We start from the raw sequence: 14,242 nt of genomic DNA, 5'->3' as shown, positions 1-14,242 counted from the left end.
ATGAATTTAGGATTAGGAACTGCAGCTTTAGGAAGACCTCAATACATTAATGTTCGTCAAAATAGTACCAACAATTCTGATTTAGAAAGGTTTAGAAACCATAGTTTTCAAGTTTTAGAAGAAGCCTATGATGCAGGCATCAGATATTTTGATACCGCTCCTGGATATGGTTTGGCCGAAGAATTAGTGTTAGAATGGCTGCGAACGAAAAATGATAAAACCATTGAAATTGCCACAAAATGGGGATATACCTATACTGCAAATTTTGATGCAAACGCAACTGTGCATGAAGTAAAAGAACACAGTTTAGCAAAATTAAACGAGCAGTGGAATTTCTCTAAACAGCTCCTACCCTACTTAAAAGTGTATCAAATTCATTCTGCAACTTTAGAAACAGGTGTTTTAGAAAATACCGAAGTTTTAGCGCAACTGACGTCTTTAAAAAAAGAACACCATCTAAAAATCGGATTAACGACATCTGGCACCAATCAGGTGGAAGTGATTAAAAAAGCATTAGAAGTTTTGGTGGATGGAAAACCCGTTTTTGATTTGTTTCAAGTAACCTATAATTTTTTAGATCAAAGTTTACTACAAATTTCTGATGAACTCATCAAAAAAAATAAATCAATTGTCATCAAAGAAGCTTTGGCAAACGGACGCGTTTTTAGAAACAAAACCTATCCTCATTATAACGATTTGTATACTGTTCTAGAAAGCTTATCAAAAAAACACAGCGTTGGTGTCGATGCAATTTCTTTGAAATATTGTGAACAAACCATTCCAAATAGTGTTGTTTTAAGTGGCGCGAGTAGCACTAAACAGCTAAAAGAAAATGTAAAGTTGAATGATTTTTCTCTTTCTACGCATGATATTAAAAGGCTAAACTCTTGTAAAATTAGTCCAGAGTTGTATTGGTCAGAAAGAAAAAAACTCAAATGGAACTGATAAAAATTGCCTTTGGTGGCGGTTGTCATTGGTGCACAGAAGCTGTTTTTCAGTCTTTAAACGGAGTTTATAAAGTAGAACAAGGCTGGGTTTCATCTACAGAAGAAAACACTACTTTTTCAGAAGCCGTAATTGTACATTTTAATGCAACAGAAATCGACTTAAAAACACTCATTGCGATTCACTTACGTACCCATAAAAGTACAAGTAATCATTCTATGAGGACTAAATATCGTTCTGCGATATATTATTTTTCAGAATCTCAAAAAGCAGAAATTTCATATATAATTAAAATGCTTCAAACAGATTTTATTGATAAAATTATTACTCAAGTTTTAGAATTCAAAGATTTTAAACCATCTCATAAAGAATTTCAAAATTATTACAAAAACAATCCGCAGAAACCTTTTTGCGAAAAATACATCCATCCCAAATTAGAATTCCTATCCAAAAAATTCTCAAATAGTATGCAGTAAATTTCCTTTTAGAATGCATTGGGTTTTTCAAATTAATTTCATCAAAATAAACAAGCTCGGGGTAGAGCCATCGCGGTATCAAAAAAAAGAACCTTTTAATATTTCAACGCGAAGTGCTGGGGTATTAAACCCAAGATTTCCGCTAAATACTGAAACAAGCCTGCCTAGCGGCCAAGCAGGTTCAGCTCATGGAGCTGGGTTAGACTGCTTGCCAAATAGGAAGATTCAACTTACAATTTTGAATTCATAGCTTCACTATTTTTCAAAATTAAGTTTCACTAAATAAATTATTATTAAATTAGCTAAAACTAGAAAAAGTCAACAGCAAGTTTTTCTTTAAATAAAACTGTATGAAAAAACTTAAAATTTTATATTTAATTCCGTTGCTCTTATTAGGCGGAATTCTTTTGGCTTCCAACTATTCAAATAAAAAATCTGACTATATTTCTTTAAAAGAAAAAACGATTCATCCGCCAAAAAATAAAGACAATTTTGATAAAATGATGGATGTTTTAACGCATCCAAGATGTATGAATTGTCATCCAAGTGATAACATTCCTAAACAAGGAATTGAGAGCCACCCTCATTATTTTGGCATGGAAGGGGGTAAAAATGATCAAGGGTTTGAAGCTACAAAATGCATGACCTGTCATCAAACAGAAAACAATAATTATTCTGGCGTTCCGGGTGCACCACACTGGGGTTTAGCACCACAATCTATGGCTTGGAAAGGTTTAACAAGACAAGAAATTGCTGCTGTAATGCTAAATAAAGAAACTAATGGCGGTAAAAATCATGAAGAAATAATAAAGCATTTAACAGAAGATGATTTGGTTTTATGGGCTTGGAATCCGGGTGTAAATGCTGCAGGAATTAAAAGAGAAAAACCACCCGTTTCTCAAGAAGAGTTTAAAGAAGTTGTGGAAGCATGGTTTGCCGATGGTGCTATAATACCAGAAAAATAATCGCTTAAAAAAGAAAAATGAAAATAGCATTTAGCATCAATAATAAAGATGTTTCCGTAGATATTTTAGACGGAAACACACCTCTTTTATGGGTTATAAGAGATATTTTAGATTTAAAAGGAACAAAGTTTGGTTGCGGTAAAGCAGCTTGTGGCGCTTGCACTTTGCATGTAAATGACGTTGCCGTTCGCTCTTGCTCTTACGCAGTAAAATTTGCAGAAGGAAAAAACATTACCACCATTGAAGGTTTAGGAAATGCAGAAAATCCGCATCCTGTGCAACAAGCTTGGATAGAAGAAGTGGTGCCCCAATGTGGTTATTGCCAACCAGGATTTATTATGGCAACCGCTGCTTTATTAAAAGAAAACAATAAGCCAACAGATGAAGATATTGATAAAAATATTATCAATATCTGCCGATGTGCAACGTATTATAGAATGAGAAAAGCCATTCACAGAGCTGCAGAACTAACTAGAGAAACTAAAATTTAAGGGGATGAGTAAAAACATATCACGTAGAAAATTTTTAGTAAGAGGCGGTTTAGGAACTTTAGGTGTTTTGGCAATAGGAACCTATGTTTTGAGGAATCCTATTCGTAGACAAATAATCGATTTCGCGGATTCGTTTATTGCACCGTATTCAGGAACAGGAACTGAACCTAATTTATGGTTCGAAATCACAAAAAATAATACCATAGTGCTGCATTCTCCTAAAGTAGAAATGGGCCAAGGAACTTTTACAGGTTTGGCTCAAATTGCAGCAGATGAATTGGATATCAATATTGATCAAATTGAAGTAATTGCAGCATCTACCGCCAGTGGCGTTGTAGATTCTTTAGGAACCGGAGGAAGTCTTTCTGTTGCTTCTTTATGGCAGCCCCTTCGCGAAATGGCGGCAACAATGCGCGAAATGATTAAAATTGAAGCCGCTAAAAAATTACAAATTCCGCTTGCCAATTTATCAACAAAAAACGGAATCGTTTCTAGTAATAATCAACAAATTAGTTATGTAGATGCTATAAAAGAAGTTACCGAATGGAAAATTCCGGATACCCCGAAATTAAAAGATCTTAAAGACTATAAATTAGTAGGAAAGCCAATTGCACGAATCGATTTAAAAACAAAAGTTTTTGGAAACTCTATTTTCGGAATGGATGCCGAAATGGAAAACATGTTGCACGCGGCAATTATTAGACCAGAACATATTGGTGCTACTTTTAAAAGTGCCAACTATCAGAAAGCAGAAAAAATGCCTGGTATTGTTAAAGTTGTTCAGATTGATGATTGGGTTGGTATTATTGCAGAAACTTACGCCCAAGCTTTGGCTGCAAAAATGGAGGTTGATGTTGAATGGAATATCCCCAAAATATGGACAGAAGAAGATATTAGAACTTTAATTTCTGTAGGAAACGGCAGTGAAATGGTTGTTCAAAAAGAAGGAAACCTATTAGAAAAAGACGATAAAAATATTTTAGAAATAGAATTTAAAAGTCCTTTAGGTGCCCATGCCCAAATGGAACCCAATGGCGCTGTTGCCTCTTTTAAAGATGGTAAAATAACCGTTATTTTATCTACGCAAGTTATTGGTATTACTCAAAACCAAGTGGCAAAAGCGTTCGCTATTGACAAAGACAATGTAAATATTATACCCACGTATCTCGGCGGTGGTTTTGGCAGAAGATTAAATACAAGCCACGCAATTCAAGCAGTGCAACTATCTAAAGAAATAGGCCGACCTGTAAAATATTTTTTCACAAGAAAAGAAGAATTTCAGAACGATATGTTTCGTCCGCCAACACATCATATTATGAAAGGAAAGTTAAACAGTGATGGGCTTATTGAAAATTTAGAACATCATTTTGCAAGTGGAAATGTAGCTATTGACTCTACCTTAATGCCCGGAATTGCGCATACAATTTTAGGTGCAGATTTTGGTGCCATTCGCGGCGGAAGTATTCATTATAGCGCTATCAAGAATATCCGCTCAATTCAGTGGCATAAAACCTTACCGTTTGCAACAAGTTGGTGGCGAAGTTTGGGGTTGCTAGCCAATACTTTTGCTATCGAAAGTTTTGTAGATGAATTGGCTTTACAATCAAATAAAAATCCTGTTACCCTTCGTTTGGCACAAATTAAAGACAATGAAGAAGGCGTTAGATTAAAAAATGTCATTGAAAAGGCAGCTAAAGAATCTAAATATTCTGATGAAGTTGTAAATGGCAGAGCAATGGGTTTTGCGTGTTCTACAGACACAGGAACCCCTTGTGCGCAAGTTGCAGAAGTATCTATTGTTAATAGTGAGATTACAGTTCACAAAATTACCTGCGTCATGGATTGCGGAATTGCCGTAAACCCCGATCAAGTAAAAGCACAATGTGAAGGCGCAATGATCATGGCAATGAGCGCATCTATGTATGAAAAAATGTATATCGAAGACGGGCAGTTACAACCCACTATTTTTGGGCCTTATGATATGGCTTTATTAAAACACACGCCTAAAGAAATTAATATCCATTTATTGCAAGGTGTAGACAAACCTTTACCCGTTGGCGAACCTCCTCTAGGACCAATTGCAGCTGCTATTGGCAATGCTGTAAGAAGAATTACCGGACAAAGATTAACAGAAATGCCTTTTAAACTTTCTTAAAGAAATGTTATACGAACTCAAAGAAATCATTCATCAAGCCATCATCAATCAAAAAAAAGGATTGAAAAATGTGTTAGCAACTGTGGTCCATTTAGAAGGCTCTTCTTACAGAAAACCTGGCGTTAGAATGCTTATTTTTGAAGATTTAAATTCTGTTGGCGCGGTAAGTGGCGGTTGTGTTGAAAAAGAAATTATCTATAGAGCAAAACCCATTTTTTCTGATCACCAAACAAAAGTTATTACCTACGATGGAAGATACAAATTGGGTTGCGAAGGAATTTTATATATTTTAATTGAACCCTTTTTTATTCCTGATGATTTTGTCAGAGCTTTTTACGAGGCAAACTCTAAAAGAGAATCTTTCAAAATTGACAGTTATTTTATAAAAGAAAATGAAGTTTTTGGCGATTTTGGTTCTGTACTAACTTTTGAAAATCAAAAACAGTTTCGGTTTTCTCAAAATTTCAATACAAAACCGAACAAAGACGTTGAAGTTTTTACGCAAATTATGCAGCCAGCTTTTAAACTCCTCATTATTGGTGGCGAACACGATGCTGTTAAATTGTGCAAAATAGCGGCTACTCTAGGTTGGGAGATTGATGTGATTACCTCCATAAAAGATCCGAAAGAAAAAACAGATTTCCCAGGATCGCATACAGTTATTGGTCAAAGTCCAGAAAATATTCAGTTTACAGATATTCAAGAAAATACGGCTATTGTAATTATGAATCATAGTTACGTTCAAGATTTAAAATATGTGATAAAACTATCTAAATATCAACCAAAATATATTGGTATTTTAGGATCGCCAAAGAAAAGAGAGCGCCTATTTAATGAACTTTTTGAGTTTGCTCCTGAAACTTCAGAAGAATTTTTAGAGTGTATTTATACACCCGCAGGTTTGCATATTGGTGCAAGTACACCAGAAGAAATTGCACTTTCTATTGTGGCAGAAATTTTATCGGTCATCAGAAAAAAGGAACCTTTTTCTTTGAGAAATATCACAGGAAAAATTCATAATTAATCAATGAAAAATATTGCCATATTAGTTTTAGCTGCCGGAAAATCATCTAGAATGAAAAGTATAAAACAGTTAGAAAAAATAAACAATACACCACTTATAGAGATTACTTTAGAGAAAATACAGGCTATTTTTACCGATCATATTTTTTGTGTTTTAGGCGCAAATGCTGCGATCGTAAAACAAGGGATTACCACAAAAAACATCCAGTTTATCAATAATAAGAACTTTGAAAATGGTTTAAGTTCAAGTATTGTTGCGGGAATTGACTATTTTAGAGAACATCAATTAAATTTCGATAGTATTTTTATTTTATTAGCAGATCAACCCGCCATTGAAGTTTCTTATCTAGCACATATGGTAGATTTATCTAGCATGCATCAAGGTAAAATAATAGCGTCTAATTATGGGAATAAGTTAGGAGTACCTGCACTATTTCCAGCTATTTATCACAGTGAATTATTGTTGATAAAAGGAGATAAAGGTGCCAAAGAATTTATCAATCTAAAAAGAAAAGATGTAGTTTGCCCCACGGTGTTTACAAACTTAACTGATATTGACACAAAAGAAGATCTGAATAGTTATATAAAATCAATTTCAAAAAATAATTTAACAACATGAATCAAGCAGCATTGGTATTTGGAGCAATTTTTGGTTTTTTAGCCATTATTTTTGGTGCATTCGGAGCGCATTTACTAAAGAAAAAATTATCATCAGAACAATTGCAAGGTTTTGAAACAGGCGTAAAATATCAAATGTATCACGCCATTCTTTTGCTGGTTTTAGGCTTTCAGTTTAATGCAATAGAAACGATTGATGTGTATATTATTTATGCAATTATCATAGGAACCATCTTATTTTCATTCTCTATTTATGGTTTGGTCATTTCATCTGCAAACAATAAAACATTAAAATTTTTAGGACCTATTACACCGTTAGGCGGCTTATTTTTAGTATTTGGTTGGGGAATGTTGATCTGGAAATTTTTATTTAACTTCTAGCATACTTTACTCGTTTATTGAAGTTTGATACAAATTACCACCTTTTCCGAAAGCTATTTCATCTGCAATAAAAAGCGTGCCTTTATCTTTAAAACAAAGGGCTTCTTTTTGAGAATCGTATTTTAATTATTGATTAGAAAGATCTCCACTAAAAAAATTATCGCCTTTAAAATTTGAGAACATTAGAATACTACCCGAAGATAAGAGTGCTACTTTTTTAAAATCTTTAGAAATAGATGTGGCCGTAATGGCACAATCCTCTTGTTTGCAACCTTTATAAGTAACAATTAATTTTGCTTCGTGGTTTCCTATAATGGCTGGTATTTTATATAGTTTTGTACTCCAGTATTTCTTTTTTACCTGACTTTTAGTAAAGATATAAAAAGGCCTATTAAAGTAAAAAAAAGGCTTTGGCATCATAGAGTTTATACTTGTTCTTTGGTGAGAATTCTTTTTGCTCTGGATAATAAAAACTAATTTTTTCTGGTTTAATTTTCGTTTCTGGATTTAAATCTTGACGCGCTATTTTTAAAATCCTTAATCCTACTCTACTATTTTCATTGTTTCCGAAATCTCCTATATATAAATTTGTATCTTCATCAAACCTTAAGTCTTCCCAATCTTTATTTTTTCCTTTTAAATTTTAAGTACTTAATACATTGCCTTGAACAGAAACTTTATAAATTTTAGAGGCGTTGCCACTATCGTTAATCATCCAAAACACGTTCTCTTCATTGTCAAAAGCAATTCCAGAAACCTCCTTTATCGTATTCGGTAATTCGGCTACCAACTGTAAGTTGCCAAAATTTATTTTTTACTAAATTAGCTTTATAATGCCGTAATAAATCGTTTCTTTTTCGCTTACTTTTTGTCAAAAATAATTACCGTAACGATGCTATGCTAATTATTTTTCACTTCAATTAATCAAAAAATAATTCAATTTCTTTGCACGTCACCACAAAACTAAATTGGTATTACAACCAAAAAAGAGAAGTGTAGAAAGTATAAATAGCAATCGAATATTCATGATTACCAGCCTCCAGAAGCGCCACCGCCGCCAAAACTTCCGCCGCCAAAACCACCACCGAAGCCACCACCGCCGCCTGATGATCCACCTCCAAAACCACCACCACCAAAGCCACCGCTTCTACCAGCGTTGCTTAAAATTATGGCAGTAAAAAGAGTGTCTGCAATTGAACCTGTTCTAAAACCTCTTCCGCCACCTTTATTATTTTTATTTCCTCTAGAAATTAAAAAGATAATAATGATGATGATGAAAACAAAAATTAGAACTCCAGGGTCGAAACCTTTCTCATTTTTTTTACGAGTTCCTTTAAACTCGCCATTTAATGTTTTAAAAATATATACAACACCTCTGTCCAAACCGCGGTAGAAATCTCCCTTTTTAAATTCGGGAATAATCACTCTTTCAATAATTCTTTTCGATTGAAAATCGGTCAACAAATATTCGACACCTTTACCTACTTGAATGGCTATTTTTCTATCATCTTTCGCTAATAAAATTAAAACTCCATTGTCTTTTTTGGCATCACCAATGCCCCATTTCTCACCCCAATTTGCCGCTAAATAATTGATGTTTTCACCTTCTGTAGAAGGAATAATAGCAAGCACAATTTGCGTAGAAGTTGTATCTGAATAGCGAACTAACTTATTTTCTAAACTCGTTTTTTGTGCTTCAGAAAGAAGTTTAGGGTTTGTGAAATCGTAAACACTTGTTTGAAACTCTGGCTTTTCCGGAATTTTATATCCTTGAGAAAAAATATTTTGTGCTATTAAAAACAGTGCTATAAAAGCAATTTTACTAACAACTAAAAACTTATAATTTATTTCTTTTTTTAAACTCATCCTTTAGAAACCTCATTAGAAAGTTCGTTTATATCATCTGATTGATACGGAAAATGTATTTTTAACTCTTTACCTGCTGTTAAAATACCATCAACAATACCTTGCTTAAAATCTCCTTTTTTAAAATGACTCTGAATACTGTCTTTGGTTGAATTCCAAAAATCTTTTGGTATCACTTTATTGATACCTTCGTCTCCACAAATCACAAATTTTTTATCATCAACAGCTACATAAATTAAAACACCATTTGCATCTTTTGTAGTCTCCATTTTTAAGAGATAAAATACTTCTAACGCGCGCTCATAATGATCTTTCTCGGAAGAAACTTCAATATGTACACGGATTTCGCCAGAAGTATTTTTCTCTGCAATTTGAATCGCAGAAATAATTTCTTCTTCTTCTTTCTTTGTAAGAAATGCTTCTACTTTAGACATTTGTTATTTTTTCTTATTAAAATCAAAATTGATATCTGGTGCATTTTCCGATCCTGCATTTGCTTGAAAACGGTTCATTGCATCAAAATTAAATACACCTGCTAGCAAAGAATTCGGGAAAACTTTAATATGTTTATTATAATTATTTACACCTTCATTAAACCGGTCTCTAGCGACGTTAATTCTATTTTCTGTACCTTCTATTTGACTTTGTAACTCTAAAAAGTTCGCATTCGCTTTTAAATCAGGATACCTTTCTACAGAAACTAATAATTTAGATAAAGCACCTGTCATTCCTGCTTGTGCTTTTTGAAATTGCGCCATGTTTTCTGGCGTTAAATCTCCTGCGTTAATATTTACAGAAGTCGCTTTCGATCTTGCTTCAATTACTTCTGTTAAAGTATTTCTCTCAAAATCTGCAGCTCCTTGCACCGTTTTTACTAAATTACCGATCAAGTCATTTCTTCTTTGATAAGAGCTTTCGACATTAGACCACGTTGTTTTTGCATCTTCTTGTAAAACTACCGCTGTATTATTAAATCCTTTTCCGAAACTGTAAAATATGTAAAAAACTACAACAATGACAATTACAGGTATTAACCATTTTTTCATAATTTCTAAATTTTATTTTTTGTGTTGATTTTTTGTTTTCACAAATTTACGCACTATTATTGACAAATTAAAGAGAAGTTCCACCATCTAATGTTATGGTTTGCCCTGTAATAAATTTAGTACTGTCTGATGCCAACCAAACTACTGCTTCTGCAATTTCTTGAGCTTTCCCATAACGTTTCATCGGAATGACACTTTTTAAAATAGCGTCCATTTCTGGTTTTGCATTGATTAGTTGATCTAACAGCGCAGATTCAGTATACCCCGGACATACTGCATTTACCCGTATATTTTTAGTGGCATACTCCATCGCCGCAGACTTCGTCATACCCACAACGGCAAATTTACTTGCGCTATAACTTATATTACTCGGCGATGCTTTTAAACCTGCTAAAGAGGCAACATTCACGATATTTCCATGCCCTTGTTTTAAAAATTGTACCAAAGCAACTTTCATACAGTAAAAAACGCCTGTTTGATTTACCGAAATTACACGATCCCAATCTTTTAAAAGCGATTCGTGTGTCTTTAACAAATGAGGTCCAATCCCTGCATTATTTACAATAATATCTAACCTGCCAAACTTTGCTACCGTTGTGTTGATTAAATTTTCTACTTCTTCAAACTTTGCAACATTTGCCTTTATAGGTAGGGATGTCCCTCCATTTGTTACAATTTCTTCAGAAACTTCTTGTGCTTTTTCTAAATTGATGTCAGAAACTACCACAGTAGCTCCGTTTTTTGCAAAATGCATCGCAGATGCTTTTCCGATTCCAGAACCTGCACCTGTTATGATGACTATTTTATCTTTTACTTCCATATTTCTTATTTAATTTAACCTGCAAGGTTTTGAAAACCTTGCAGGATATTAATCTATTGATTTTGTCTTGATCGCCTTTAGAGCCAATTTACAGCACAATTCTGAAGCTTTATTTAAGTTCGAAAAACGCGAATCTGAAGTCCATCCTTTAGAATATCTAAAATAAATTTGTTGTGCAATTACCGCTATTTTAAACAAGCCAAAAACATAATAAAAAACTAAATTATCTATATTTCTGCCAGATTTTTGCGAATACATTTCTGCAATTTCGCTTCGAATCGGATTTCCTTCAAAAATAGTGGGTGAAGGAATTCCTTGTTTTACAAAATCGTGATCTGTGGCAACAGTCCAATATCCTAAAGAAGTTCCTAAATCCATCAACGGATCTCCTAAAGTTGCCATTTCCCAATCTAAAACGGCAGCAACTTCTTGCCAAGAATCGTCTTTAAAAACAACATTATCATATTTAAAATCATTGTGAATTAAACAATGTTCATATGCTGTTGGTTGCTGCTCCTCCATCCATTTCATAACCGTTGCTGCTTCTGAAACTTCTTCCGTTTTTGCTTTTAAATATTGCTTTCCCCAATTAGAAACTTGTCTTGCTACATAGCCTTCAGGTTTGCCTAAATCGCCTAAACCAATTGCATGGTAATCTACTTTGTGCAATTCTACTAAAGTATCTAACCAATAATTTGCAATGGTTTTATATTCTGATGCTGGAATATTTCTTTTGTGTGCTTCCTTATAATTTAAAATAATTCCTGCTACTTTTTCCATGATATAAAAATCACTTCCTAGAATCGTTTCATCATCAGAAAAAGCAAACATTTTCGGAACTTTAGAAAACGACTTGCTAATGCCACTTTGTACTTTAAATTCCCGATGCATGTCATGACCTCTTTTAATAGCGCCTTTTGGTGGTTTTCTTACAACATATTCTTTTTCTTCAATTTGCAACAAATATGTTAAATTAGAAAATCCGTGTGTAAATTGATGCACAGATAAATCGCTTTCTACAGAGTTGATTAATCCAGTTTCTTGAAGATATTTCTTCAAGAAAACTTCATTCAATTCCTCTCCTTTTCTTACGTTTTGACTGCTCATAAATTGTTTCCATATTTTTGAATACAACTTTTACCCAATTGATACATGTGCACCTCGTCGGGTCCGTCTGCCAAACGTAGGATTCTTGCAATGGCAAAATAATGTGGCAAATAAGTATCTTGACTAACGCCTCTTCCGCCTAAAATTTGCATCGCTCTATCGATCACTTTTTGAGCCATATTTGGAGCCACAATTTTAATCATCGCAATAATATCTTTTGCTTCTTTATTACCCACTTTATCCATTTTATCAGCAGCAGAGAGTGTTAACAACCTTGCTTGTTCAATTTCACAGGCAGATTTCGCAATTTCTTGCCGAATGCTACTGTACTCATAAAACTTTTTTCCGAACGTTTCTCTTTCTAAAGTTCTTTGAGACATCAATTCTAATGCATATTGCGCCATGCCCACCAAACGCATACAATGATGAATTCTGCCAGGTCCTAAACGCCCTTGTGCAATTTCAAAACCTCTGCCCTCTCCTAGAATTAAATTCTCTTTTGGAACTCTTACATTTTCTAAAATAATTTCTGCGTGTCCTTCTGGCGAATCAAAATAGCCTAAAACCGAAAGTGATCTTACAATTTTTAATCCTTTTGCATCCATCGGCACTAAAACCATGCTTTGTTGTTGATGCCGATGCGCCTTTGGAGCTGTTTTTCCCATGATAATTGCTACTTTGCAATGCGGATCCATTGCACCAGAAGACCACCATTTATGACCATTAATCACATACTCATCGCCTTCCAAAACAATAGAAGTTTCGATATTTGTAGCATCTGAAGAAGCAACTTGAGGTTCTGTCATTAAAAAAGCAGAACGAATTTCGCCATTCATCAAAGGTGTTAACCACTGTTTCTTTTGGGCATCATTACCAAATTTTGCTAGTACCTCCATATTCCCTGTATCAGGCGCAGAACAGTTAAAAATTTCTGAAACCCAGATTTTCTTCCCCATAATTTCTGCTAAAGGAGCATATTCTAAATTGGTTAAACCCGGACTTAAATCTCCATATTCTTTTGGCAGAAACAGATTCCATAAACCGGCATCTTTTGCTTTCTGTTTTAGCATTTCTGTCTTCGGAAAGCGTTTCCACAGATTCCTTGAATCACTCTGAAAAGCAATATATTCTTTTTCTACAGGAACAATATGGGCTTCTATAAAAGCTGTTAACTTATGTTGTAATCGGATTGATTTTTCTGAATATTCGAAGTTCATAGGTTTTATGTGTTTTTCTTTTATTCTAACAAAAAAGCAGGGCTTGAACTTTGTTATTTGAGTTTTCGTTTCGTGGTTTACGTGTCTAAAGTTAATAAATAAAAACTGAATAGAAAATCTAGTTTCCTTTAAATTTTCGGACTGATAAATCTCCTGAAACTGTCGATTGATTATAAATCATACAAGCAAAGGTTTTTTATAAATTCATAAATATTTTGTATGTTTGTATTAGTTAAGTCTGCAAAACACGAAAGTCGACTCCAAGTCGTTATTTTAAATTTAGTTTAAAATTAGTGTTTTAGTGGGCTTATTTTATTTTCAGACGTTAATGGATTTTTTCTATGATCATAATAATTTTTCCAAGTTCCATATTTTCCAGTATCATAGAGGTCGATAACTAATTTTACTTGCTCTTTAACAAAATTGTAATATCTAATTTCTCCTCTTTCAAATACCCTTTGAATCGTCCAACAGAAATAATCAGCTAGATTCAATAATGGGTCTTTTGTTGGGTAGTTCACATTAAAAACAACATTAGTTTTCATTTCCTTATTTCCCTTAACATTTGCAAACCTTTGTTTTGCTTTTAAAAAAGCTAATTCTAAATTATGGTTTTTAGTACTTTTACCTCTTTCCGAAATATGCATCACCAGTTTTTCATGTTTAGATAATTTATTTTTGAGTAAATGTGATAACAAATCAGCATAAAAATATTCTTCTTTTCCTTTATGTTTTGTTTCATATCTTTCAATACTTTTTCGCCCTACAACAGCTTCAAAGCTGCAGTTAATGGTTTTCATTAGATCAAACATTTCTTTCCTCACCTCTGGTAAATCATCAGTAGCGTGCAAATAATAGCCAGTTTTATTAATTTTTTTCAAAACACTCGGAACGTGATAAAACTGATCATTGACAATTTTTTCTTGAAGAGCCCTTATTTTATCTCTAACTTCATCTAATGGATCTTTTACTTTTATCATACCAAGAATAAAAACATTTGAAACACCATTTGTTCCAATAATGTTTTTCTTTCCTTTACCATAAAAAGTGGTATCTCCGGCTTCATCTAAAAATCGATGAAAATCCATTAATTTATTTTTTTCCATTTTTTATTTTTTATTATATCTTCTGT

At 33.5% G+C, this 14,242-nt stretch carries 17 protein-coding genes; 8 read left to right on the top strand and 9 right to left on the bottom strand.

Features of this window, described 5'->3' with window-relative positions; all coding sequences use genetic code 11:
- From ES044_RS07085 to ES044_RS07050, 8 genes are all read left to right on the top strand, one after another.
- The gene (locus ES044_RS07085) at positions 1–945 is read left to right on the top strand and encodes an aldo/keto reductase (protein WP_147118717.1); all 945 of its coding nucleotides are present in this window, start codon (positions 1–3) and stop codon (positions 943–945) included.
- Complete coding sequence (locus tag ES044_RS07080) at positions 936–1,421, top strand: peptide-methionine (S)-S-oxide reductase (RefSeq protein ID WP_147118716.1); 486 nt, start codon at positions 936–938, stop codon at positions 1,419–1,421. The genes ES044_RS07085 and ES044_RS07080 overlap by 10 nt, the downstream gene beginning before the upstream one ends.
- A 350-nt stretch (positions 1,422–1,771) precedes the next feature.
- Complete coding sequence (locus ES044_RS07075; protein WP_147118715.1) at positions 1,772–2,386, top strand: hypothetical protein; 615 nt, start codon at positions 1,772–1,774, stop codon at positions 2,384–2,386.
- Positions 2,387–2,403: 17 nt separating this feature from the next.
- Positions 2,404–2,877 (top strand): (2Fe-2S)-binding protein, encoded by a 474-nt coding sequence (locus ES044_RS07070; RefSeq protein ID WP_147118714.1) that lies wholly within the window; start codon positions 2,404–2,406, stop codon positions 2,875–2,877.
- Positions 2,878–2,881: 4 nt separating this feature from the next.
- Positions 2,882–5,032, top strand: a complete 2,151-nt coding sequence (locus ES044_RS07065; RefSeq protein ID WP_147118713.1) for a xanthine dehydrogenase family protein molybdopterin-binding subunit — start codon at positions 2,882–2,884, stop codon at positions 5,030–5,032.
- Between the two features lie 4 nt (positions 5,033–5,036).
- On the top strand, positions 5,037–6,056 hold the full coding sequence (locus tag ES044_RS07060; protein ID WP_147118712.1) for an XdhC family protein: 1,020 nt from the start codon (positions 5,037–5,039) through the stop codon (positions 6,054–6,056).
- Between the two features lie 3 nt (positions 6,057–6,059).
- A complete protein-coding gene (locus ES044_RS07055; RefSeq protein ID WP_147118711.1) occupies positions 6,060–6,674 on the top strand; it encodes a nucleotidyltransferase family protein in 615 nt (204 codons plus the stop codon).
- Complete coding sequence (locus ES044_RS07050; protein WP_147118710.1) at positions 6,671–7,054, top strand: DUF423 domain-containing protein; 384 nt, start codon at positions 6,671–6,673, stop codon at positions 7,052–7,054. The genes ES044_RS07055 and ES044_RS07050 overlap by 4 nt, the downstream gene beginning before the upstream one ends.
- A gap of 126 nt (positions 7,055–7,180) precedes the next feature.
- Here ES044_RS07050 and ES044_RS07045 read toward each other — a convergent pair whose 3' ends face one another.
- The 9 genes from ES044_RS07045 to ES044_RS07010 form a co-directional block, all read right to left on the bottom strand.
- On the bottom strand, positions 7,181–7,471 hold the full coding sequence (locus tag ES044_RS07045; protein ID WP_147118709.1) for a hypothetical protein: 291 nt from the start codon (positions 7,469–7,471) through the stop codon (positions 7,181–7,183).
- A 226-nt stretch (positions 7,472–7,697) separates the two neighbouring features.
- Positions 7,698–7,844 (bottom strand): hypothetical protein, encoded by a 147-nt coding sequence (locus tag ES044_RS18490; protein ID WP_189663224.1) that lies wholly within the window; start codon positions 7,842–7,844, stop codon positions 7,698–7,700.
- A 239-nt stretch (positions 7,845–8,083) separates the two neighbouring features.
- Entirely contained in the window at positions 8,084–8,920 is an 837-nt protein-coding gene (locus ES044_RS07040; protein ID WP_147118708.1) for a TPM domain-containing protein, read from the bottom strand.
- Entirely contained in the window at positions 8,917–9,354 is a 438-nt protein-coding gene (locus ES044_RS07035) for a TPM domain-containing protein (protein WP_147118707.1), read from the bottom strand. Before ES044_RS07035 ends, ES044_RS07040 begins: the two co-directional genes overlap by 4 nt.
- A gap of 3 nt (positions 9,355–9,357) precedes the next feature.
- Positions 9,358–9,966, bottom strand: a complete 609-nt coding sequence (locus ES044_RS07030) for a LemA family protein (protein ID WP_147118706.1) — start codon at positions 9,964–9,966, stop codon at positions 9,358–9,360.
- 67 nt (positions 9,967–10,033) lie between these two features.
- A complete protein-coding gene (locus ES044_RS07025; RefSeq protein WP_147118705.1) occupies positions 10,034–10,786 on the bottom strand; it encodes an SDR family NAD(P)-dependent oxidoreductase in 753 nt (250 codons plus the stop codon).
- 48 nt (positions 10,787–10,834) lie between these two features.
- A complete protein-coding gene (locus tag ES044_RS07020; RefSeq protein ID WP_147118704.1) occupies positions 10,835–11,893 on the bottom strand; it encodes a phosphotransferase family protein in 1,059 nt (352 codons plus the stop codon).
- On the bottom strand, positions 11,890–13,110 hold the full coding sequence (locus ES044_RS07015; RefSeq protein ID WP_147118703.1) for an acyl-CoA dehydrogenase family protein: 1,221 nt from the start codon (positions 13,108–13,110) through the stop codon (positions 11,890–11,892). Before ES044_RS07015 ends, ES044_RS07020 begins: the two co-directional genes overlap by 4 nt.
- Before the next feature lie 290 nt (positions 13,111–13,400).
- Positions 13,401–14,216, bottom strand: a complete 816-nt coding sequence (locus ES044_RS07010; RefSeq protein ID WP_147118702.1) for a DUF3800 domain-containing protein — start codon at positions 14,214–14,216, stop codon at positions 13,401–13,403.
- Between the last annotated feature and the right edge of the window lie 26 nt (positions 14,217–14,242).

Source organism: Polaribacter sp. IC066 (assembly GCF_007997085.1).
Taxonomy (GTDB): Bacteria; Bacteroidota; Bacteroidia; order Flavobacteriales; family Flavobacteriaceae; genus Polaribacter.
The sequence above is the reverse complement of the archived record's forward strand: the minus strand, read 5'-3'. Positions and strand labels throughout refer to the sequence as shown.

What these genes read in the sequence shown, in the direction of transcription:
- ES044_RS07020 (WP_147118704.1), bottom strand. Translation starts at nt 11,893, where the DNA reads ATGAGCAGTCAAAACGTAAGAAAAGGAGAGGAATTGAATGAAGTTTTC.
- ES044_RS07060 (WP_147118712.1), top strand. Translation starts at nt 5,037, where the DNA reads ATGTTATACGAACTCAAAGAAATCATTCATCAAGCCATCATCAATCAA.
- ES044_RS07085 (WP_147118717.1), top strand. Translation starts at nt 1, where the DNA reads ATGAATTTAGGATTAGGAACTGCAGCTTTAGGAAGACCTCAATACATT.
- ES044_RS07015 (WP_147118703.1), bottom strand. Translation starts at nt 13,110, where the DNA reads ATGAACTTCGAATATTCAGAAAAATCAATCCGATTACAACATAAGTTA.
- ES044_RS07055 (WP_147118711.1), top strand. Translation starts at nt 6,060, where the DNA reads ATGAAAAATATTGCCATATTAGTTTTAGCTGCCGGAAAATCATCTAGA.
- ES044_RS07040 (WP_147118708.1), bottom strand. Translation starts at nt 8,920, where the DNA reads ATGAGTTTAAAAAAAGAAATAAATTATAAGTTTTTAGTTGTTAGTAAA.
- ES044_RS07075 (WP_147118715.1), top strand. Translation starts at nt 1,772, where the DNA reads ATGAAAAAACTTAAAATTTTATATTTAATTCCGTTGCTCTTATTAGGC.
- ES044_RS07050 (WP_147118710.1), top strand. Translation starts at nt 6,671, where the DNA reads ATGAATCAAGCAGCATTGGTATTTGGAGCAATTTTTGGTTTTTTAGCC.
- ES044_RS07045 (WP_147118709.1), bottom strand. Translation starts at nt 7,471, where the DNA reads ATGCCAAAGCCTTTTTTTTACTTTAATAGGCCTTTTTATATCTTTACT.
- ES044_RS07010 (WP_147118702.1), bottom strand. Translation starts at nt 14,216, where the DNA reads ATGGAAAAAAATAAATTAATGGATTTTCATCGATTTTTAGATGAAGCC.
- ES044_RS07025 (WP_147118705.1), bottom strand. Translation starts at nt 10,786, where the DNA reads ATGGAAGTAAAAGATAAAATAGTCATCATAACAGGTGCAGGTTCTGGA.
- ES044_RS07070 (WP_147118714.1), top strand. Translation starts at nt 2,404, where the DNA reads ATGAAAATAGCATTTAGCATCAATAATAAAGATGTTTCCGTAGATATT.
- ES044_RS07035 (WP_147118707.1), bottom strand. Translation starts at nt 9,354, where the DNA reads ATGTCTAAAGTAGAAGCATTTCTTACAAAGAAAGAAGAAGAAGAAATT.
- ES044_RS07080 (WP_147118716.1), top strand. Translation starts at nt 936, where the DNA reads ATGGAACTGATAAAAATTGCCTTTGGTGGCGGTTGTCATTGGTGCACA.
- ES044_RS07065 (WP_147118713.1), top strand. Translation starts at nt 2,882, where the DNA reads ATGAGTAAAAACATATCACGTAGAAAATTTTTAGTAAGAGGCGGTTTA.
- ES044_RS07030 (WP_147118706.1), bottom strand. Translation starts at nt 9,966, where the DNA reads ATGAAAAAATGGTTAATACCTGTAATTGTCATTGTTGTAGTTTTTTAC.